This is a genomic window from Diaphorobacter sp. HDW4A, from assembly GCF_011305995.1.
Lineage (GTDB): Bacteria > Pseudomonadota > Gammaproteobacteria > Burkholderiales > Burkholderiaceae_C > Diaphorobacter_A.
Map to the genome: position 1 here is coordinate 4,896,578 of NZ_CP049910.1, position 20,633 is coordinate 4,917,210.

The following is a 20,633-nucleotide window of genomic DNA, read 5'->3' on the forward strand; positions in this document are numbered from 1 at the left end:
GTCCCACAGAAGTCCATGCCGCGTTTCCATTGTTCATTGCCACTCGCCACAGGCGCCGACATCAGCCTGCCGCCCACCGCCGCGCGCCACGTGCAGGTGCTGCGCCTGCAGCCGGGCGACGAAATCACGCTGTTTGACGGGTGCGGTGGCGAATACACCGCCACCGTCACCCGCATGGGCCGCAGCGACGTGGATGTGCATGTGACTGCCCATGCTGCCACCGAGCGCGAAGCCCCGGTCGCCGTGCATCTGATCAGCGGTATGCCCGCCAACGAACGCATGGATTGGCTGGTCGAAAAGGCCACCGAGCTCGGCGCCGCGAGCGTGCAGCCGCTGGCCGCTGCGCGCAGCGTGATCAAGCTCTCGGGCGAACGCGCCGACAAGCGCAAGGAGCGCTGGCAAGCCATCGCCGTCTCGGCTTGCGAGCAATGCGGGCGCAACCGCGTGCCCGACATTCAGGGCCCGGTGTCGCTCGCCGAATGGCTCAAGAGGCAGCCTGCCGAGGCGCTTGCACCGGGCGCGGTGCGCGTCGTGCTCTCGCTGCGCGAAGGCAATCGCCCGCTGCGCGAGCTGGCCGCCGGAGCCACGGACGTCTGGATTCTCCACGGCCCCGAAGGCGGCCTCACGCAAGAAGAGGAAGACGCCGCCCTCGCCGCCGGTTTTGCGCCCGCCAGCCTCGGCAACCGCGTGCTGCGCGCCGAAACTGCTGCCATCGCATCGCTCTCCCAGCTGGTTTTCTCCTGATGCGCAGAGATCCCGATTTTTCCTCCGCCGTGCTGGCGGAGGCGGCGGAACTTCATGCCGACGGTCTCGCGAACAACGTTGGTGTGGTCGCCGATTTTTTCCGCGATACCGATGCCGCCACCGATTCGCCGCTGCTGTGGAACCTCACGCGCCAGCCCCAAGTCACCCAAGCGCTGAGCGGTCTGTTTCATGGCAACGCGGCGCTGGTGCAACTGCGTGTCTGGGTGTTCCTGCAGCTGGCCGCCCAAGGGAATGCACAACTGCCGCGCGAGCACATCGACGAGATGTTCCACCAACTCCGGCCCGAGGCGCTCGAAACCGTGCTCAAACGCTTTCGCGACGTGGACCTGCTGGTCTGGGACGAAAGCCAGCGCAGTTACACCCTGCCTGCGGTCGCGCAGCGCGTGGCGGCGATGCTTGCACCGCTCGCGAACGAGACCGCCCCTGCCGAGGACGACGACAGCTCCGAGCTCGCCGCCTTGCTCGGCCAGGTGGTCGGCGCGAATCAGCTCGGCTCTGTCGAAGCGGGACAGGTCAAGCTGCTGCATGCGCAGCTCGCGCGACTGCACGGCGAGTTTGCCGATGCGATCGCCAGCGGCTCGGAATTCCGCCTGCGCGAGGCGCGCAAGCGCTATGACCGCGCAGCCGTGCTGATCGACCGCGCGTCGGAAGCCATCACGGCCATCATCTCCAACGCGCACGGTCACATCGCGCTGGAACGCGCCGCGCGCGGTATGGGACAGGCGCAGTCACGGCTGCTCGCGATGGCCAGCCAGTTCAACCGCGCGCTGCAGCAAATGGACCGCCAACGGGTGACGCTCGGCACCACCGGCATCACCAGCACCGATGTGAAACGCTGGCTGCAGTCGGCGCCCGACCTGCATCTGCTGATCGACGGTGCAGTGGGCATGAGCACCTCGCTCGCCACGCTCGCGCAGCACGAGCTGCTCGACGTGACCGAGGCCGAGTTCGAACGCGACCGCCCCGCGCCCCTGCAGGACGAGGCCCTGCCCGAATCTCAGGAGGCACCCGAAGGCTCCCTCAAGGCCGTTGCGCTGCCCAAGGAACTCGCCGATCTCAACATGCTGCTCGCGGCCTGGCACATCGACGGCGATGACAGCGCACACACCGTGACCGATGCGCTGCTCGGCAGCAACCCGGCCGACGCGCGCTACGCACAGATCGCCTACCGCGCACAGCTCATGCCGCTGCTCGGTGACCCGCAGGCCGAGGTGCTGCCAGGCGCAACCGGCGAATTCGCACGCCAGCCCTGGCGCGTGCAGTGGCTTGCCACGCAAAAGCGCATCCGGCACCCGCAGGTCGAGCTGCTGAGTCAAGGCACTCTGGTGCCCGCCAGCGCGCTTATCGACATCACCGACCCATCGAACAACGATGCAGCGGACAAAGCGACAGATCACGCGCCCGCAAAGAAAGAACCGAAGAAACGCCATGGATGACGCCGCATTGTTGATTGCCGAGCTGCTGGCTCGCCGCTGGTTACCGCGCAACCATCCGCGTGTGAAACGCGCGCTCGTGGATGCCGAACTGTTCGCGCAGGTCGAGCAGCGTCTCGCCCAATCGGGCCTGCGCTTCATGGACAGCATCTACGCCGACCATGTCAGCGTCGCGCTGCTGCCCGCCGCACAGAACAGCGTGCTTGGAGAGGCCGGCCTGAACAGCAACAACAACATCGACCTGCCGCGCGACGCGCAGGCGCTGCTGGTGGTGCTGTGGGCGTTGATCATTCTGCCCAAGCGCGAGCGCCAGACCAGCCGCATGGACGAGCCCGAGATCGGCCAGAACGACATGTTTCCCGGTGCCAAGCCGCTGCCGGTCGCGCGCCTCGTGAGCCCGATGATCTCGTACAAGGCCCTGCTAGAAGACTACGGCCAGCAGCTCGGCAAGAAGATGCGGCTGGACGGCAACCTCAAGCTGCTGGAGCGCCAAGCATTCATCACGCGCCGACAGGACGAGATCGGCGAAGGTCCGCTGCTCGACGTGCTGCTCGACTACGACGTGCTCGCACCGCGCATTCTCGATGGCGCATTGGCCGATGTGCTCGCCCGCGAAAAGGTGCAGAAAGTGACCGACGAAGCAGCACAGAAAAACGCCGACTTCGAACCCGCTCCATCGGCTGCCACAGCTCCGCAGGTGCTTACCTCGGTCGTGCAGCCTGTACCGCCAATTCCTGCGCAGACCATGCAAGCCGCATCAAGCGCATCCTACGAGCAATCCGTGACAGAGCCACCACCCGAGCCCGACGTGGTCGACACCATGGAAGCCGCCATCGACGATCTCGACGACGAGCGCGCCGCCACCCAACCCAGCGCCGGGGAGTTCTGACGCACCATGTTCCATCTGCAGACTCTGGAGCTTGTTCATTGGGACTACTGCCAGCGCGTGGCGCTGCCGCTCGACGCATCCATCATCACCATCGCCGGACCGAACGGCTCGGGCAAGACCACGCTGCTCGACGCCATGCGCACGCTGCTCGGCCTGCGCTGCTCGGCCCCGCGTGACTACAAGACCTATGCCCGCCACGCGGGCGCGCAGACCGCCTGGCTGCGCGCCGTGGTGGACAACCGTCCGCAAAGCCGCCAGACCTCGAGTCGCCCGTTTGCACGCCGCCTGATCTACAGCGACCAAGTCACGCTGGTCTGCCGCATCGACAAGAACGGCGGTGACTGGCAGCGCCGCTACTGCCTCGTCGAGGGCGACGTGAGTATCGAGCAATTGCGCGAGATGCCCGAGAAGGACCTCGGCTTCATGGGCGTGGAAAACTGGGGCCGTGTGCTCTCGGGCGCGGGCCTGTCACCCGCCATCGCGCGCGTGCTCTCGCTCGAACAGGGCCAGACCGACCGCCTCTGCGAGTTCAGCCCGCGCGAGTTGCTGCGCCTCGTTTTCGACGTGTTCGGCGATCAGGAAGTGCTGGACGCCTACGAAAAGGCGCGCGGCCACCAGCAGGAGCTGGCGCGCGAAATGGCGCAGGCCGAGCATGAACTCGACCACAGCCGCGCCCAGCTCACCGAGCTGGCCAACCGCGTGAACAACTTCAAGACTTGGCGCCTGCGCCTGTCCGAACGCGAGCGTCTGGCGACCGAGATCGTGCCCGTGCTCGGCTGGTGGAGCGAGCGGGAATCGCTGGTCAAACATTCGCGTGAACTGCGCAGGCAGAAGACGCAGCACCGCACCGCACTTGCGGACATCGCGGTGCAGAACAAACGGCTGCTGACGCTGCTTGAAGAAAGCGCAGCGTCCGAGCAGAAATCCGGGCAATTGCGCGTGGAACGCGATCAGGCTCGAGCGGCCTTCGACACAGCGCAGCGCCACGAAGCGCCGCTTGAAAAAATCGCCCAGCGCGAGCAGGAGCTGCTCGCGCTCGTCGACAAGGGCAGCAACGCCGACGAGCTGCAGGCCCACCTCTCCACGCTGCAGACCAAGGAAGCCGATCTGCTCGAGCAGCGCTCTTCGCTGCAGCAGCGCCGCAAGACCGCGCAGGAAGCGCTCAACGCATTGGAGGGCCAGAACCTGCCGCCGATGCCGCCCGAGGTGATGAAGTTCCGTCGCGCGCTGAACGGTGCAGGCATCGGTCATCAACTGGTTGCCGAGATCGTCGAAGTGCTCGACGAGAAGTGGCGTCACGCCATCGAAGGCGTGCTGCGCGGACACCGCTGGGTGGTGCTGCTCGACAAGGAAAAAGATCTCGCCGAGGCCTACGAACTCGGCGAGCGCGAGCGCTATCGCCACTACATCGTCGAGCCCGGCCAGCCGGTGCTCAAAGGCGATGCGGGCACGCTGCTCGAACATGTGAAGTTCACCGCGCCCGTGCCGCGCTGGCTGGTGCAGCAGATGCAGCAACTGCGCTGCGTCGCCAACCCCGCAGAAGGCAAGCGCCTTGGCGGCACCTGGATCACGCCGCAGGCCTACATGCACGACGGGCGCGGCGCGCGCTCGATGTGGGTGGATGCGCACGAGCACCAGTTCGGCGCCGCCGCCGTGCAAGCCCGCCGCGCCGCCGCCGAAAAAGAGGTCTCGCGCATCGACGCGCAGCTTGCGCCCGTGCACGAAGAGGTCATGGCCATCAAGCGCCAGATCACCGACACGCGCCGCGCGCTCGAAGGCCACAGCGCGGCGGAAGAGCTTGCCCGCCGCAGCGACGAATTCGCAGAAGCACGCGCGGGTCTCCCTGCCGCCAAGCAGGCACGCGTAGCCGCTGCATCGCGCTGGCAGCAGCTCGAGACCGACACCACGCGTGCACATGATCGCCACCGCGCCTTCGTCGACGAGCACCGTCGCGTTGAAAAGGACCTGCAGCGCGCACGCGGCGAATCGGAACGCGCCGCGCAGGACTGGTCTTCGCGTCGCCAGCAGCAGCTCGGCAACGTCGCGCGCAGTCAATCGCAGCGCTCGCAGTTCCCCGCCCGCTGGATTGCACCCGCCAAGATCGACGCGCTGGTCGACGAATACATCAACGAGGTGCAGGCCAAACTGCGCCTGCACTCGGTCGAACAGGAGCTCGAGCAGAGCTCGTGGGAGACCGATGACACGGTCGAGGAACGCCATCGCCGCATGGACGTGACAGTGCGCGAGCAATCTGCCAACCTTGACGATCACAAGATCAAGAATGTGCAAGCTGGTACCGCCGTGCTCAACGCCCGCGAAAGCTACATCGAGGTGTTGCGCACCACCGTGCGCCGCTACCGCAAGAACATCCAGGAAATCGGCAGCCTCGCAGGAGTGGAGGTTGCCGCCGATCTGCCTCTGCTCGAAAACGACGATACCGTGCTCGCGCAGGCGGGCCTCAAGGTCAACTTCGCGTTCGACGGCAAGGGCACCATCGGTTTGAACGACGGTGAAGCGTCAGGCGGCCAGCAGGTCATCAAGTCGCTGATCCTGCTGGTCGGCCTGCTCAAGGACGAGGAAAGCGGCTCGGGCGGCTTCGTGTTCATCGACGAGCCGTTCGCCCACCTCGACGTGCGCAACATCCAGCTTGTCGGCCACTTCCTGCGCTCGACCCGCGCGCAATACGTGCTCACCACGCCGATCACCCACAACCTCGAAGTCTTCGAGCCCGCCGAGATCACGCTCGTCACCAGCAAGAAGCCCAAGGGCAGCCGCTGGGCGCCCCCGATTGCGGTGGCCAAACGGCGCGGGGTGCCTGAACTGAGTGCCTTGCCGGACTGAGCGGGCTGCGCAGACCGCACGCCAACTTTTGCAACCGCTGCAGGACCCTGTGCCCGCAACCGGGTTCTGTATCTCTCTTGAATTTACCCCCGCATGCGCTGCATGCAAGTACGATCGCCGCCATGAGCACCCAATATGAAGCCCTCAAGGCCGCCGAACTCTTTTCCACGGCCTTCCGCGTGGAAGCGCCCTCCGAATTGAGCGAGCGCCAGATCACGCCACGCCAACCGGCCTTCTTCATCACCCGCACGCTGACACCCGCCACGGACGCCGAGCGGGCCGCTGCACCCGCACCTGCGCCTTCCGGTGACGAAGAAAAGGCACCGAGCCCGCGGTTGCTCGTTCCCGGGCAATTCGGTCTCGTGCCGCACTGGGTCAAGTCGGCTTCCGATGCCCGGCTTCGAGCCCCCAAGCTCGCGACCGTGAAGTCCGACTTGGCCTCCACCGGAACCGCGTTCCGCGATGCGTGGCTGAACAATCAGCGTTGCATCATCCCGATGATGGCCTTCATCACCAACGACCACCGCAACGGCAAACCGATACCTACGCGCATCGCGCGCGTCGATGGTCTGCCCATGGGTGTCGCGGGCATCTGGGCGCGCTGGCGCGACCCGGAAACGGCGACGGAGCTGCTGAGTTTTGCGATCGTCACCGTGAATGCCAACGCCCACGCCTTGATGAATCGCTACCAGCCCCCGGGTGCCGAAAAGAACATGCCGGCCATCCTCAACGAAGGGGCCTACGACGCCTGGTTGAACGCCAGAGCGTCGCAGGCCAAGGAGTTTCTGCGCGCCTATCCCGCGCAGAAACTGCTGGCCAATCCAGTGGAGAAAAAGGGCCGCAAGCCCAAGCCAGAAAGCTGGATGTGAAGCGCGCGCGCCATGCGCGCGATCACGATCAGTCTGTCTCTGAAGACGCCAGCACCACGCCCTGCGCACCCACACGCACCGCACGTCCGCCGTGCTCCTTCGCGTGGCGCTCGGCCTCCTCGAACGTGGAGAACCAGTGGTTGGGGTAACCCGCGCGCGAGGCCAGAACGTCGAGTTGCGCAAGCTCCTCGGCGTTCATGGAAGCCACCGCCCTGCGGTAGTCGTCCCAGCCCGGATGCCCCGCCTCCACGGCCAGCATGCGCAGCACATGTTTGCGCTGAACGATGTCGCGGCGACGATGCAACTGCGGCAGGCTCACGCCACGCAGCGTCTGTGATTGAAGAATGCGGCGAAGCACCGGAAGCGACATGGCCAGCGAGTCGCTGGTGGCCTGTCGGTGCAGCTTCTTTGCGGCGCGCAGAAGTGATGCGAGCGCACGATTTTCGTGCGCCGCAAATGGCTGAGAAACAGTTTCGATATGCATACCAACTCCAGAATGGATGGGCCGTTCTCGCTGCGGCCGGGAGGGTATACAAGGTGCTGACAACGCGTGCCGTCGGCGCTTGCAGGATCGACAAGGGTGAAAAGGTGCGTGCGCTTTTGCGAGAAGGGCGTCCTTTCCGCCCCGACGGCAGATTCTATGCGACGACGGGCATCGGCGCCGAAACGTCCTGTGGATAGCGCACACCAAGCCAGTAGCGCAGCGCATCGAACACGGGTTGCGCGAGCTCTGGCGATTCGTTGAACAGCTCGTGATACAGCGCCTCAAACTCGCGCGAACGCACCACCTCTTTCGGAGCGGCCGCCGCAAACCCGCGGCTGCCTGCAGGAGCCACCAACCGATCCGCACCCGCCCAGAGCAGCAGCGTGGGGACAGACCAGCGCGCCGCCTTCTGCAGCGTCTGTGCACCGGCATCGGCGATGAAGCGCGCCAGCCGCGCGGCCACCTTGCGATGGCACAGCGGGTCTTCGCGATAGGCCTGAACAACGCCCGCGTCATGCGAGAGATAAGGTAGCGCGAGCCCGTTGTCCACGCGCAGATTAGGCACGATGCGCGGCAAGGTCGCCACCAGCGCCTTCTGAAAACTGCTCAGCCCCGGATCAAGCGCGGGAGACGAAAGCACCAGCGCGTCGACCTTGACCCGCTCGCGTGCCACCGCATGCGCCGCCACCAATCCGCCCAAACTGTGCCCCAGCAGAATCAGGGGCACATCACCGGCCGTGCGTGTGATGGTGTCGTTGAGCACATGCGCCAGGTCATCCAGAAGCCGATCGTCATGATCCAGCCCCCCGCGCGGTCCGTCGGATTGGCCATGGCCGTAGTGGTCATAACCACGCACGGCAAAGCCCCAGCTAATCAAACGCTGCGCCAGACTTTCGTAGCGGCCGGAATGCTCGCCCAGACCATGCACCAGCACTACCATGCCACGCAGCGGTGCCTTGGCAGGCGGCGCCCAATCGCGCACGGCGATGCGCGCGCCGCCGCTTGTCGTGAACCAAACGGAGGACGACATGTCAGGCGCCGGCGGAGGACGCTGGCATGCTGGCGATCACCTGCGCCACCGCAGCCGTGAGCTTCTTGGCATACGGCACATGCAGGAATTCATTCGGGCCGTGCGCATTGCTCTTGGGTCCGAGCACGCCGCAGACCATCATCTGCGCGGTCGGGAAGCCCTTGCTCAGCATGTTCATCAACGGGATCGTGCCGCCTTGACCGATGTAGCCACAGTCCGCACCGAAGTGCGCATGGCTCGCCGCATTGAGCGCAGTTTCGAACCACGGATCGATGCCCGGCGCGTTCCAGCCGCTGGCTGCACCATCGGGCTTGAAGGTGACCTTGGCCTGATACGGAGCGTTGTCTTCGAGCAGCGTCTTGAGTTCGTCGAGACAGGCGACCGCATCCACCAGCGGCGGCAGGCGCAAGCTGAGCTTGAACGCGCTGTAGGGGCGCAGCACATTGCCCGCGTCCTTGAGCGCGGGGAAGCCATCGGCGCCCGTCACGCTCAGCGTGGGTTCCCACGTACGCCTGAGCAGTGCCTGCAGCGGATCGGTGGTGGTTGGCAGCGCAAAGGTGCTCGCACCGCCGCAGTCGTAGTGCGCCCAAGGGAAGCTCTTGTACAGCACGTCGCCCAGAATCTGCGCGGTGGCGCTGGCCTGCTGCATGCGGTCTGCGGGCACCTCGCAGTGAAAACTCTGCGGCAGCAGGCGGCCACTCTTGCTGTCTTCGAGGCGGTCGAGCACCATGCGCATGATGCGGAACGACGATGGCACGAGACCCGAGGAATCGCCCGAATGCACGCCCTCGGTGAGGATCTCGACCTTGAGCGTGCCACTCGCCATGCCGCGCAGGCTGGTGGTGAGCCAGAGTTGGTCGTAGTTGCCGGCGCCGGAGTCGAGACAGATCACGAAGCCGACATCGCCCAAGCGCTTCTTCAGCAGATCGACATAGGGCAGCAGATCGCCCGAGCCGCTTTCCTCGCAGGTCTCGATGAGGCCGACGATGCGCGGATGCATGACGTTCTGGCGCTTGAGCTCCTGTACGGCGGCGACGCTCGCGTAGACCGCGTAGCCGTCATCCGCACCGCCACGGCCGTAGAGCTTGCCATCCTCATATTTGGGCGTCCAAGGGCCGAGATCGCTGCGCCAGCCTTCGAATTCGGGCTGCTTGTCGAGGTGGCCGTACATCAGCACGGTCTGCGCGGACGCGTTGTTCGCGCCGGGCTGCGTGCCTTCGACCTCGAAGAAGATCACCGGCGTGCGACCTGGCAGGCGCACGACCTCGAGCTTGAGACCCGTGACCTTTTGCGCCTCGACCCAGGCGGCCGCATTGCGCACCACGGTGTCGATGAAGCCGAGCTGTTCCCAATCGGGCGCAAAGCCCGGCGACTTGGCGGGAATCGCGATGTAGTCGGTGAGCTGCCGGACGATGTCGTCGTCCCACTTCTGGCTGATGTGCGAGAGCGCATCGGCGGTTTGCAGCAGGTGCGTGGCGGGGGTGCGGGCGTTCATGGTGGCGGCTCCTGAAATCTGGCGGCCTGCGCATGCAGGCCGATCCCATCATTGTCCCGCACACCGCTCGGCCACGCCAGCGGTGCTTCTATTGGAGACTGTCTTACTGTCGTTCCAAGCAGAACACTGCCGTGCTCGCGAACCAGTTTGGCAATGTGCGCACCACCTCGCCGGTTTCGTTGAGACCGAAAGCATCTGCCACGCTCAGCTTGTTCTTGAGTGCCAGCACCTCGAAGTCCTTGAACGTGCCGACGCGAATGTTCGGCGTGTCATACCACTGGTAGGGCAGGCGCCGCGTCACCGGCATGCGGCCGCGCAGGATCGACATGCGGTTGGGCCAGTGCGCAAAGTTCGGGAACGCGATGATGCCGGTCTTGCCCACGCGCGCGGTCTCGCGCAGCATCACCTCAGCATTGCGCAGATGCTGCAGTGTGTTGATCTGCAGGACGACGTCGAAGGAGTCGTCCTCGAACATCGCCAGCCCCTCGTCCAGATTGAGCTGCACCACGTTCACTCCGCGCTTGACGCAGGCATGCACGTTGGCGTCGTCGATCTCCACACCGTAGCCGGAGCAGCCACGCTCGCGCAGCAGATGGGACAGCAATGCGCCGTCGCCGCAGCCCAGATCAAGCACGCGCGCGCCTTGTGGCACGAGTTTGGCGATGGCCTGCATGGTGGTCTTCTCGGTCATGCTGCGAACTCCTTGGCAACGCCGTCGAAATAGGAACCCATCACGCCGACGTAGCGCGAATCGGTGAGCAAAAAGGCATCGTGCCCGTGCGGCGCGTCGATCTCGGCATAGCTCACGTCGCGCTTGTTGTCGAGCAGCGCCTTGACGATCTCGCGGCTGCGCTTGGGCGAGAAACGCCAATCGGTGGTGAAACTCACCAGCATGAACTTGGCACGCGCCTTGGCGAGTGCCAGCGTGAGGTTGTCACCCGTGCCCTTCGCGGGATCGAAATAATCGAGCGCGCGCGTGATCAGCAAGTAGGTGTTGGCGTCGAAGTACTCGCTGAACTTGTCGCCCTGGTAGCGCAGATAGCTCTCGATCTGGAACTCGACGTCCTGCGTGCTGTACTTGAGGTCAATGCCCTCGCGCAACTGGCGGCCGAACTTCTCGTTCATCACATCGTCGCTCAGATAGGTGATGTGGCCGATCATGCGTGCGATGCGCAGGCCGCGCTGGGGAATCACGTTGTGTGCGTAGAAATCACCGCCGTGGAAATCCGGATCGGTAACGATGGCGCGGCGCGCTACTTCGTTGAAGGCGATGTTCTCTGCCGTGAGATTCGGCGCGCTCGCCACCACGACGGCGTGACGCGTTCGATCCGGGTGCTGCAGGGTCCACGACAACGCCTGCATGCCACCCAGGCTACCGCCCAGAACCACCGCGAGTTGCTCTATGCCGAGGCGGTCGAGCAACCGCGCCTGGGCGTTCACCCAGTCTTCGACGGTCACCACCGGGAAGCTCGAGCCGTAGATCTCGCCCGTATCGGGGTTGGTGTGCATCGGCCCGGTCGAACCGAAGCAGGAGCCGAGGTTGTTCACGCCGATCACGAAGAACTTGTGGGTGTCGACTGCCTTGCCGGGACCGATCATGTTGTCCCACCAGCCCTCGCTCTTGGGCTGCCCTTCGTAGACACCGGCCACATGGTGCGACGCGTTAAGCGCATGGCACACAAGCACGGCGTTGGACTTGTCGGCATTCAGTGTGCCGTAGGTTTCATACGCGAGCGTGTAGTCGCGTATCGACGCGCCGCTGGTAAGCGGCAGCGCCTCGTCGAAATGCATGAATTGTGGTGTGGCGATGAAGGACATGAAAAAACCCGGCATCGCTAAAAACGAGGCCGGGTCACATGCATGTCGCGTGTCGTCGGACGGGTCTTTAGCTGGATTTATAAAGCGCCCGCAAGCTGTAGCAAATCGGCGCGTGAAGAATTGATTATGCCAAAAGCTGCTTCACCGGGTTGTAAATCGCGAGCAGACCGAGCACGAGGAAGATCACCGCAGAGATCATGTGCACGGTGCGGATCGGCACCTTCTTGACGATCTTGTCGCCAAGCCACACGACGGGCGCATTGGCCAGCATCATGCCGATGGTCGTTCCTGCCACCACCCAGACATACGAGCCAACATACTTGGCGGCCAGCATGACAGTGGCGATCTGGGTCTTGTCGCCCATCTCTGCCAAGAAGAAAGCAATCACCGTCGTGCCGAAGACACCCCACTTGGAATGGCTGCTCACCTCGTCTTCGTCCAGTTTGTCCGGAATCAGCATCCAGACGGCCATGGCGATGAACGAAATGCCCAGAATCCACTGCAGGGCATTCTGGCCGAGATAACTGGTAATCCAAGCGCCCACAGCCCCTGCAAGTGCATGGTTGACGATGGTGGCGACGAAGATTCCGAGCACGATCGGCAGCGGCTTGCGAAAGCGCGCAGCGAGCACGAGCGAGAGGAGCTGGGTCTTGTCCCCCATCTCGGCGAGCGCGACGACGGAGGTGGAGATCAGAAAGGCTTCCATGGCGTGGGTGTATCGGCCGGAGACACCTGTACAAAACACATTGACCACGCACCGGCTCCGGCCCAAATGTTGTTGGATCGGTACGTAGTCAATGGTCTCGTCCAGCCAAGGGGTGAATGCTTCACCCCAGCCTCATGCACCATAGGCCGTGAGGGCCCAAGTCTGTTGATGCATGCCTTTTTGCGAATGCGCAAAAACGAACTACTCCCCAAAGACACCGCAATTGTATCGTGATGCCCAGCAACACGGCGTTTTTCAAGGTCAAAGCACTGCCCGCCTATCAAACCCGTCGTTTTCTAGACAGATACCCCTAAAAAGACGCGCTTCCCCGGGTAATTCCCCATCCAAAGTGTTGCAGCCACGCCAACACGTGCTTTTTTCCTTGGAGTGATGCTTGATAATAGTTTCAGCATTCTGTGTTACAGATATGCGATTGCGGTGCTAGTCGATTTCGCATCATTGAAGTCGTTATGGGTTTGTTGGCTGCGTTGGCTCATCGCTTATTCAGAAAATTTATTAGAGCCTCGTTTTATGAGCAACAAACTGTACGTGGGCAACCTGCCCTACTCCTTCCGTGATGGCGATCTGGAACAAACTTTTGGCCAATACGGCAACGTGTTGAGCGCCAAGGTCATGATGGAGCGCGACACCGGCCGCTCCAAGGGTTTCGGCTTCGTCGAAATGGGCAATGAAGTCGAGGCACAAGCCGCCATTCAAGGCGCGCACGGCCAAAGCTTCGGCGGCCGTGATCTCGTGGTCAACATCGCTCGTCCGATGGAACCACGCCCACCCCGCAGTGGTGGTGGCGGCTTCGGCGGCGACCGCGGTGGTTTCCGTGGCAATGGCGGCGGCTACGACCGCGCCTACTGATTGTCAGTGCTGATCTGGGCTACTGACAGTCCGGATCTCATCGATTTCAAAATGTCAGTGCGGGGTTGTAGGAATCTTCCGTTTTCGGATTTCCGCCTCACATGATCTTGCATTTTTTTCGAAGTTGTGGCGCATAATGGTTTGGCTGGGGTATTTTTCACGCCAAAGTTGCGGTGGTCCGTCAAATTTGTGCAAAAAGCACATGTGCGATTAGCCGACTGCGGTTTCGAGTCTCCATCACTTTTTTCTTAGTTCTTGAGGAGTCCCTTGATGGGCAACAAACTGTACGTCGGCAACCTGCCGTACTCGGTGCGCGATAGCGATCTGGAACAGGCCTTTGGCCAGTTCGGTGCCGTGACCAGCGCCAAAGTCATGATGGAACGCGACACTGGTCGCTCCAAGGGCTTTGGTTTTGTCGAAATGGCCAGCGACGCAGAAGCGCAAGCTGCCATCAACGGCATGAATGGCCAGCCTATGGGCGGCCGCAGCGTCGTCGTGAACGAAGCTCGTCCAATGGAGCCACGCCCTCCCCGTAGCGGTGGTGGCGGCTTCGGCGGTGGTGGTGGCGGCGGTTACGGCGGCGGTGGCCGCAGCGGTGGCGGCGGCTATGGTGGCGGCGGCGGTGGTGGCGGTCGTGGTGGCGAAGGCGGTTTCCGCAGCCCCTACGGCGCTGGTTCGCGCAATGGCGGCGGCGGTGGTCGCAGCGGTGGCGGCGGCTACGGCGGCGGCAACAACGGTTATTGATTTCTCGTCCCGGGCAACCGGGATGCGGGCATCAAACGAAAAGGCTCCCTCGGGGGCCTTTTTTCATGGCCGCATGCAATCGTATCGTGATGGCAGGTTCAAGCGTTGGGAGATGTCGTGCCCCGGTGCTTGCGCTCGCGGCCATGCAGGGCCTTGTCGAAAATCCAGTTGGGCAGCAGGCGCAGCAGCTTGGCGACGACGCCCATCTGCCACGGAATCACGCGATAGCTGGCACGCGCCGCGATGGCACGGAACGCACGCTCGGCGAAGGTCTCGGCGGAAATCAGAAACGGCATCGAATACCGATTCTCCCGCGTGAGCGGCGTGTCCACGTAGCCCGGCAGAATCGTCACCACCGACACGCCCTGCGTGTTCAATTCGCCACGCAGGCTTTCGCAATAGCTGATGACGGCCGCCTTGCTCGAGCAATACGCGCCGTGCCCCGGCAGGCCGCGAATCCCCGCCACGCTGGCGATGCCCACCAGCGCGCCGCTCGCACGTGCGCACATGGGCTTGATGAAGGGTTGGAAGGTCGCGGCAAGGCCGATGTTGTTGATCGCGTAGACCCGCGCCATCTGGTCGATGTCCTCGCGCTCGGCGGTGTCCACGCCCACGCTGATACCCGCGTTCGCGATCACCACATCCGGCACGCCCTGCTCCCGAATGCAGCGCTCGCCGGCGCCGACGATGCTGTCGATCTCTGCCACATCCGCTCCGTAGCAACGGCAGCGATCCTCTCCCAGCCCCTGCGAGCGCGCCCAGTCCTTCATGACATCGACGCGCCGCGCGACCAGTGCGAGCCGGAAACCCGCCTTGGCGTAGCGCAGGGCCAGCGCCTGGCCTATGCCGCTGGACGCACCGGTGATGAAAACCAGAGGTGAGGGGTTCAAGGCGGCGCTCCCGTCGTTGTGTCGGCCTCAGGGCCGGTTGTTGCTGCGTGGCGTGAGTGTCGAGGTGACCCGGCTCGGCTGCATCTTGCCTTTCACGTCGCCGCGCATGTTGAGCACCTGGCTGTAGTTGTCGAAGTCCATGGCGTCGCCGGTGAACTGGTCGGGGCCGCGCGTGAGCGTGACCGGCAGATGGGATTTCACGCGTTCCTGATTCGGCCAGACATGCAGGAATTCCCCACGGAACTGCATCGGCGGAACCGACTTGGTGCCGGTCTTCCTGAACTCCTCGCGGGTGACGACGGCGTCGCCGAAGAGCTGTACCTCGGTGCCATCCGCGTTCGAGAGCGCACGGTTTGCCGTCGCCAGCGTCACGCGGCCATCGGGGCTGATCGAGCGCATGCGGGCCTTCTGGATCTCGAGCGTATCGGTGTCCATGAAGTGCTTGAGCGTCTCGCCCTGAATCTCGCTTTGCAGGCGTCCCGTGGCGTCGAAGGTCTTGATTGAGAAGTCGCGCATGTAGTAATCGGGCTCGTGCGAGATCTCGCGCTGCTGCGGCTGCTCGATGGGCTTGGGTGCGTTGCGCACCAGCCACCAGGTGCCGAGGGCGAGCAGGCCCATCAGCAGTATGGGCAGATAGATGGAGAAGATCTCCCAGACGCGGCGCAGGCGCTCGTTGAGGGTCATGCGTATTCCGCCAGCAGTTGCGCGTACTTGCCGCTGGCCACCAGCAGCAGGTCGCAGAGTTCACGCGCCGCGCCATGTCCGGCCGCCGCTTTGGTGATGTAGTGCGCGTTGGCCTTGACGTCGATCTGCGCGTTCAGCGGCGCGCAGGCGAAGGCCGAGCGGCGCATCACCGGCAGATCGGGCCAGTCGTCGCCCATGGCGGCGGCCTGGCTCCAGTTCAGCCTCAACTCGGCCAGAATCGCTTCGGCGGCCGGGCGCTTGTCTTCTGTGCCGAAACGCGCGTGCACCACACCCAGCGCCTTCAGCCGCAGTCGCAGCGCGGGAGAGTCACGCCCGGTGACCACAGCGGGCGTGATGCCGGCCTTCTGCAACAACTTGAGGCCGTGGCCGTCCAGCGTGTTGAAGCGCTTGATCGTCTCACCCTGCTCCGAGAAATACAGCCCGCCATCGGTCAGCACGCCGTCCACGTCGAAGAACACCACGCGCACGGGTTGCGCTCTGAGCAGCAATTCGGGGTCGATCTGCAGCGTGGGTTGCACTGGCTTGGCCACCGCGTCTTGTGATTGGTTCATCAAATGACCTTTGCGCGCATCAGATCGCCGATATGCACCATGCCGAGCAACTGGTTCTGCTCGTCGGTGACCAGCACGCTGGTGATCGAATGCTGCTCCATCAGCGCAGCCGCGTCTGCAGCCAGCGCCTGCGGACGAATCGTGTGCGGCTTGGTGTGCATGACCTCGCCCGCCTTCGCGCCCAGCAGTTCACCGCCGGACTCGATGCGGCGGCGCAGATCGCCGTCGGTGAAGATGCCCAGCAGGTGGCCCTCCGCATCGACCACGGTGGAGGCACCCAGCGACTTGGCGCTCATCTCGCGCATCAGCTCGCTGAACGAGGCCTCGGCCGACACGCGCGGCAGCTCGTCGCCCGAGCGCATGACATCGCGCACCAGCGTGAGCAACTTGCGACCCAGCGCGCCGCCGGGGTGCGAGCGCGCGAAGTCTTCGGCGCGAAAACCGCGCGCATCGAGCAGCGCCACGGCCAGCGCATCCCCAAGCGCCATCTGCGCCGTGGTGCTGGTGGTGGGGGCCAGATTCAGCGGGCAGGCCTCGCGCTCGACGCCGGAATCGAGCACGACGTCGGCATATTTGGCAAGCGACGATTCGAGCCCGCCGGTCATCGCGATCAGCGGCACCCCCTGGCGCTTCAGCACCGGCAACAGCACGGTGAGTTCGTTGGCCTCGCCGCTGTTGGAAATGCCCAGCACCAGGTCACCCTGGGTGACCATGCCAAGGTCGCCGTGGCTAGCCTCGGCCGGGTGCACGAAGAATGCCGGTGTGCCGGTGGATGCCAGCGTCGCGGCGATCTTGCGGCCCACGTGGCCGCTCTTGCCCATGCCCATGACCACGACGCGACCTGGCGTGGCAAGAATGCGGGAAACCGCATTGACGAATGACTCTCCCACACGGTCGGAGAGAGCCACAAGCGCGTGGGCCTCATCCCGCAGCGCCTCACGCGCCAGATGCAGGGCACGGTCCGAGTCGAACGAGCGAGTGGAAGTTGGTAAAGAGGTAGACATTCGGGAATTTTATAGGGCGCACCCGCCCTTCGCTCGTTTAGCATCAGTCATGTCCTCATTGGCCCTCACCCTGCTCTATCTGCTTGCCGCCGTGCTGGCCGTCGTCGTCTGCCGCACGCTCAAGCAACCACCGATGCTGGGCTATCTGGCGGCGGGCGTGCTGATCGGACCACATGCGCTCGCACTGGCCAGCAATTCCGAGGGCGTGCGCCATCTGGGCGAGTTCGGCGTGGTGTTTCTGATGTTCGCCATCGGCCTCGAATTCAGCCTGCCCAAACTGCGTGCAATGCGCAAGTTCGTGTTCGGTCTCGGCCTCATGCAGGTGGTCGTGACCATGCTGCTGTCATTCATCGGGCTGATGCTGCTGTCGCGCTACGTGGGCCGCGTCTGGGACATGAGCTGGCAGACCGCCGTGGCGCTTTCGGGCACGCTGGTGATGAGCAGCACCGCCATCGTCGTGAAGATGATGGCCGAGCGCGCGGAACTCGAATCCGAGCATGGCCGCCGCGTCATGGGCATTCTGCTGTTCCAGGATCTGGCCGTTGTGCCGCTCTTGATCCTGATTCCCGCTCTCGGCGCCGCGCCCGACAAGCTGATCTGGGCGCTGCCGCTCGAAATGCTCAAGGCCGCCGCGCTGATCACTATCTTGCTGACCGGCGGCCAGCGACTGATGCGCTGGTGGTTCAACCTCGTCGCGCGCAGGCACAGCGAGGAGCTGTTCATGCTCAACCTGCTGCTGTTCGCGCTCGGCCTTGCGTGGCTGACCGAGATGGCCGGACTGTCGCTCGCGCTCGGCGCGTTCATCGCGGGCGTGCTCGTCTCCGAGACCGAATACAAACACCAGGTGGAGACCGACATCCGCCCGTTTCACGACGTGCTGCTGGGCCTGTTCTTCATCACCATCGGCATGCAGCTCGATTGGCACATCCTGCTCGAACGCTGGGCGCTGGTGCTGCTGATGGTGACCGTGCCGATGCTGCTCAAGGCGCTGGTGATCTTCGCGATCTCGCGCTTCATGGGCGGTGCGGCGGGGGTGTCGCTGCGCACCGGCATCTATCTGGCGCAGGCGGGCGAATTCGGCTTCGTGCTGCTCACGCTGACCTCGGCACAGGGGCTGATCCAGCCCGCGCTGATGAACCCGATTCTCGCGGCGATGGTGGTGTCCATGCTGATCACGCCGCTGCTCATCCAGTACAGTAACCGCATCGTCATGCGCCTGGCTTCGAGCGACTGGATGATGCAGTCGCTGCAGATGACGCAGATCGCGCGTCAGGCCATCAACACCGACCATCACGTCGTCATCTGCGGCTATGGCCGCTCGGGCCAGAACCTCGCGCGACTGCTCCAGATCGAGCACATCCCCTACCTCGCGCTCGACCTCGACCCCGACCGGGTGCATCAGGCGGCGGCCGGCGGCGAATCGGTGGTCTACGGCGACGCCACCCGCCTGCAGGCGCTGATGGCTGCAGGCCTTGGCCGTGCGAGCGCGGTGGTCGTCACCCATCTGGACACGCACGCCACACTCAAGACGCTTGCCAACATCAAGAAGCACGCACCCAATGTGCCGGTGATCGTGCGCACGGTGGATGACGCCAACCTCGACAAGCTACAGCTCGCGGGCGCAAGCGAGGTCGTGCCCGAGGCCATCGAAGGCTCGCTGATGCTGGCCAGCCACGCGCTTGCGCTGGTCGGCGTGCCCATGCGCCGCGTGATCCGCCTCGTACGCGAGCAGCGCGAGGGCCGCTACCAGCTGCTGCGCGACTACTTCCACGGCGCGGACGACGACACGCCTGCCGAGCTCGATCAGGAGCGCCTGAAATCCTTCACCCTGCCCTCGGGCGCAGCCGCCCTCGGCCGCGCGCTGCACGAGCTGGCGCTCGGCACACGCGAGGTCCAGTTCGTCGCCGTGCGCCGCGCCAATGGCTCGGTGAGTGCCGATGTGGCCGACCCGTCACTGCTAGCCGAAGGCGATACACTCGTGCTGCGCGGCCTGCCCAAGGCGCTGGCCCTTACCGAAGACCTGCTGCTGCGCGGCAAGTGACTTCCGTCCACCTCCAACACACACCCCCACCCACCATGCAGCATCCATTGAGCGTCAACGAATACCTGCGCCAGCACATGCGCACCGTGCCCGATTGGCCCGCACCCGGCGTGCAGTTCCGCGACATCACACCGCTGCTGCAGGACCCCAAGGTGTTCCGCGTGCTCATCGACGCCTTCGTGCACCGCTACATGGACAAGGACCTGCGCCCGGATGTAGTCGCAGGGCTCGATGCGCGCGGCTTCATCATCGGTGCGGTGATCGCGTATGAGCTCAACGTCGGCTTCGTGCCGATCCGCAAGAAGGGCAAGCTTCCCTTCACCACCGTCGAGGAAACCTACGAGCTCGAATACGGCAGCGCCACCGTCGAGCTGCATGCCGACGCCGTCAAGCCCGGCGACCGCGTGCTGCTGATCGACGACCTGATCGCGACCGGCGGCACGATGATGGCTGGCAAGAATCTGCTGGAGCGTCTGGGCGCCACCGTGACCGAGGGCGCGGTCATCGTCGACCTGCCGGAGCTCGGCGGCTCCAAGCGCCTGCGCGATGCGGGTCTGTCGATCTTCAATCTGGTGGATTTCGAGGGTCACTGATCGGCCCGGGCTTTCTGTGAAGGCACAAAGAAAAACGCCGACTTCATCGTCGGCGTTTTGCTTTCAGTTCAGGTCACAAGCACCGTCAGTGCAGATCGCCGTATTGGGTCGCGCTCAAATCCGAGCTGGCCGAATCCGCTGGCATTTCCGTATCCGCAAAGCCCGATGCCACTGAAGGCTGCAGCAGTGGCGAACGTGACATCGGCCCGCTGCGCACGGTCGTGCCCGGACGCTCGGCAGCCGACACGGGACGCACTGCCCCGTTGGCAGAACCCGTGCTACTGAGCGCGCGCTTGAAGGCCGCGACTTCATCGTCCTCGATGGGATCAAAATTCCCGAGGCCACTGGCGCCATTGATTCCGTTCGCTCCGTTGCGAGCAGCAACCGGGCTCGACCTGTTCGCGGACAGCGGCGCATGCGCGCTGTCCAGCAACGGGCTTCTGGAACTGTCGAGTGGAGCACGCAGACTGTTGAGCGGCGCCATGCCCGAATTGCCACGCAAAGGAGCGGGAGCGGATGCACGCGATTCATACGAGCCCACCGGCATGATGGGCGCGCGAATCGTGTTGGGCGTCGCCGAAGTGGTGGCCGGGGTCGCTTCCTTGTCCGCCGCGCGGCGCATGCGCAAACCAACCGCCGTACTGTCGTGCATGCGCCAATACACGGCAGTCACCAGAATCTCGAAGCGCGCCTTGGCGCTCTGGGTGATCAGGCTTTCAATTTCACCCAAGCGGGCCGTGCTGGCACCGTATTCACGCGCCAGATCGATCATGACAACGAACTGCTGACCGTTCTGATCCAGCGACAACACCTTGAACTTGTAGCCTGCCGACAACACACCGGCGCGCACCATGGCATCGCGAACCACCATGTAAAGAGCCTCGCGACGTTCCATGCGAACGTTC

General features: G+C 64.2%; 19 protein-coding genes, 1 pseudogene and 1 riboswitch. Of the genes and pseudogenes, 9 read left to right on the plus strand and 11 right to left on the minus strand.

Features of this window, described 5'->3' with window-relative positions; all coding sequences use genetic code 11:
• Positions 1-15: 15 nt before the first annotated feature.
• From G7047_RS22465 to G7047_RS22485, 5 genes and pseudogenes are all read left to right on the plus strand, one after another.
• Positions 16-744: a 16S rRNA (uracil(1498)-N(3))-methyltransferase gene (locus G7047_RS22465; RefSeq protein WP_166310154.1), complete on the plus strand. Its 729-nt coding sequence runs from the start codon at positions 16-18 to the stop codon at positions 742-744.
• Entirely contained in the window at positions 744-2,201 is a 1,458-nt protein-coding gene (locus G7047_RS22470) for a hypothetical protein (protein WP_240939224.1), read from the plus strand. The genes G7047_RS22465 and G7047_RS22470 overlap by 1 nt, the downstream gene beginning before the upstream one ends.
• Positions 2,194-2,817: pseudogene (locus G7047_RS22475) on the plus strand (hypothetical protein); the annotation flags it as partial. The gene G7047_RS22470 and the pseudogene G7047_RS22475, both read left to right, overlap by 8 nt.
• Before the next feature lie 276 nt (positions 2,818-3,093).
• Complete coding sequence (locus G7047_RS22480) at positions 3,094-5,928, plus strand: ATP-binding protein (protein WP_166310156.1); 2,835 nt, start codon at positions 3,094-3,096, stop codon at positions 5,926-5,928.
• A 122-nt stretch (positions 5,929-6,050) separates the two neighbouring features.
• The gene (locus G7047_RS22485) at positions 6,051-6,797 is read left to right on the plus strand and encodes an SOS response-associated peptidase (RefSeq protein WP_166310158.1); all 747 of its coding nucleotides are present in this window, start codon (positions 6,051-6,053) and stop codon (positions 6,795-6,797) included.
• 28 nt (positions 6,798-6,825) lie between these two features.
• Here the strand turns inward: G7047_RS22485 and G7047_RS22490 are convergent, their stop codons facing one another.
• The 6 genes from G7047_RS22490 to G7047_RS22515 all read right to left on the minus strand — a co-directional run bounded on the left by G7047_RS22490 (position 6,826) and on the right by G7047_RS22515 (position 12,330).
• Positions 6,826-7,281 carry a hypothetical protein gene (locus G7047_RS22490; RefSeq protein WP_166310160.1) on the minus strand — a complete coding sequence of 152 codons (456 nt, stop codon included), beginning with the start codon at positions 7,279-7,281 and terminating at the stop codon, positions 6,826-6,828.
• A gap of 154 nt (positions 7,282-7,435) precedes the next feature.
• Positions 7,436-8,311, minus strand: coding sequence for an alpha/beta hydrolase (locus G7047_RS22495; RefSeq protein WP_166310162.1), 876 nt, complete (start codon positions 8,309-8,311; stop codon positions 7,436-7,438).
• Between the two features lies 1 nt (position 8,312).
• Positions 8,313-9,806, minus strand: a complete 1,494-nt coding sequence (locus G7047_RS22500) for a M20 family metallopeptidase (RefSeq protein ID WP_166310164.1) — start codon at positions 9,804-9,806, stop codon at positions 8,313-8,315.
• A gap of 103 nt (positions 9,807-9,909) precedes the next feature.
• On the minus strand, positions 9,910-10,497 hold the full coding sequence (metW, locus tag G7047_RS22505; protein ID WP_166310166.1) for a methionine biosynthesis protein MetW: 588 nt from the start codon (positions 10,495-10,497) through the stop codon (positions 9,910-9,912).
• On the minus strand, positions 10,494-11,624 hold the full coding sequence (locus G7047_RS22510; protein ID WP_166310168.1) for a homoserine O-acetyltransferase: 1,131 nt from the start codon (positions 11,622-11,624) through the stop codon (positions 10,494-10,496). The genes metW and G7047_RS22510 overlap by 4 nt, the downstream gene beginning before the upstream one ends.
• Before the next feature lie 124 nt (positions 11,625-11,748).
• On the minus strand, positions 11,749-12,330 hold the full coding sequence (locus G7047_RS22515) for a TMEM165/GDT1 family protein (RefSeq protein ID WP_166310170.1): 582 nt from the start codon (positions 12,328-12,330) through the stop codon (positions 11,749-11,751).
• A 14-nt stretch (positions 12,331-12,344) separates the two neighbouring features.
• Positions 12,345-12,557, minus strand: a riboswitch (yybP-ykoY riboswitch).
• Between the two features lie 304 nt (positions 12,558-12,861).
• Between G7047_RS22515 and G7047_RS22520 the strand changes: the two genes are divergently transcribed.
• Both G7047_RS22520 and G7047_RS22525 read left to right on the plus strand, forming a co-directional pair.
• A complete protein-coding gene (locus G7047_RS22520) occupies positions 12,862-13,200 on the plus strand; it encodes an RNA-binding protein (RefSeq protein ID WP_166310172.1) in 339 nt (112 codons plus the stop codon).
• A 270-nt stretch (positions 13,201-13,470) separates the two neighbouring features.
• Complete coding sequence (locus G7047_RS22525) at positions 13,471-13,944, plus strand: RNA-binding protein (RefSeq protein ID WP_166310174.1); 474 nt, start codon at positions 13,471-13,473, stop codon at positions 13,942-13,944.
• Between the two features lie 98 nt (positions 13,945-14,042).
• Here the strand turns inward: G7047_RS22525 and G7047_RS22530 are convergent, their stop codons facing one another.
• The 4 genes from G7047_RS22530 to G7047_RS22545 are packed head-to-tail and all read right to left on the minus strand — an operon-like array spanning position 14,043 to position 17,094.
• Positions 14,043-14,834 carry an SDR family oxidoreductase gene (locus G7047_RS22530; RefSeq protein WP_166310176.1) on the minus strand — a complete coding sequence of 264 codons (792 nt, stop codon included), beginning with the start codon at positions 14,832-14,834 and terminating at the stop codon, positions 14,043-14,045.
• 27 nt (positions 14,835-14,861) lie between these two features.
• Positions 14,862-15,518, minus strand: a complete 657-nt coding sequence (gene lptC, locus G7047_RS22535; RefSeq protein WP_166310178.1) for an LPS export ABC transporter periplasmic protein LptC — start codon at positions 15,516-15,518, stop codon at positions 14,862-14,864.
• Positions 15,515-16,090, minus strand: coding sequence for an HAD family hydrolase (locus tag G7047_RS22540; RefSeq protein WP_166310180.1), 576 nt, complete (start codon positions 16,088-16,090; stop codon positions 15,515-15,517). Before G7047_RS22540 ends, lptC begins: the two co-directional genes overlap by 4 nt.
• Positions 16,090-17,094, minus strand: coding sequence for an SIS domain-containing protein (locus G7047_RS22545; RefSeq protein WP_166310182.1), 1,005 nt, complete (start codon positions 17,092-17,094; stop codon positions 16,090-16,092). The genes G7047_RS22540 and G7047_RS22545 overlap by 1 nt, the downstream gene beginning before the upstream one ends.
• 49 nt (positions 17,095-17,143) lie before the next feature.
• Between G7047_RS22545 and G7047_RS22550 the strand changes: the two genes are divergently transcribed.
• Together G7047_RS22550 and G7047_RS22555 are read left to right on the plus strand one after the other, a co-directional pair.
• On the plus strand, positions 17,144-19,135 hold the full coding sequence (locus tag G7047_RS22550) for a monovalent cation:proton antiporter-2 (CPA2) family protein (RefSeq protein ID WP_166310184.1): 1,992 nt from the start codon (positions 17,144-17,146) through the stop codon (positions 19,133-19,135).
• Positions 19,136-19,170: 35 nt separating this feature from the next.
• On the plus strand, positions 19,171-19,728 hold the full coding sequence (locus tag G7047_RS22555) for an adenine phosphoribosyltransferase (RefSeq protein WP_166310186.1): 558 nt from the start codon (positions 19,171-19,173) through the stop codon (positions 19,726-19,728).
• A gap of 85 nt (positions 19,729-19,813) precedes the next feature.
• On the opposite strand, the gene G7047_RS22560 is transcribed toward G7047_RS22555, so the two are convergent.
• Positions 19,814-20,623 carry a hypothetical protein gene (locus G7047_RS22560; RefSeq protein WP_240939225.1) on the minus strand — a complete coding sequence of 270 codons (810 nt, stop codon included), beginning with the start codon at positions 20,621-20,623 and terminating at the stop codon, positions 19,814-19,816.
• Between the last annotated feature and the right edge of the window lie 10 nt (positions 20,624-20,633).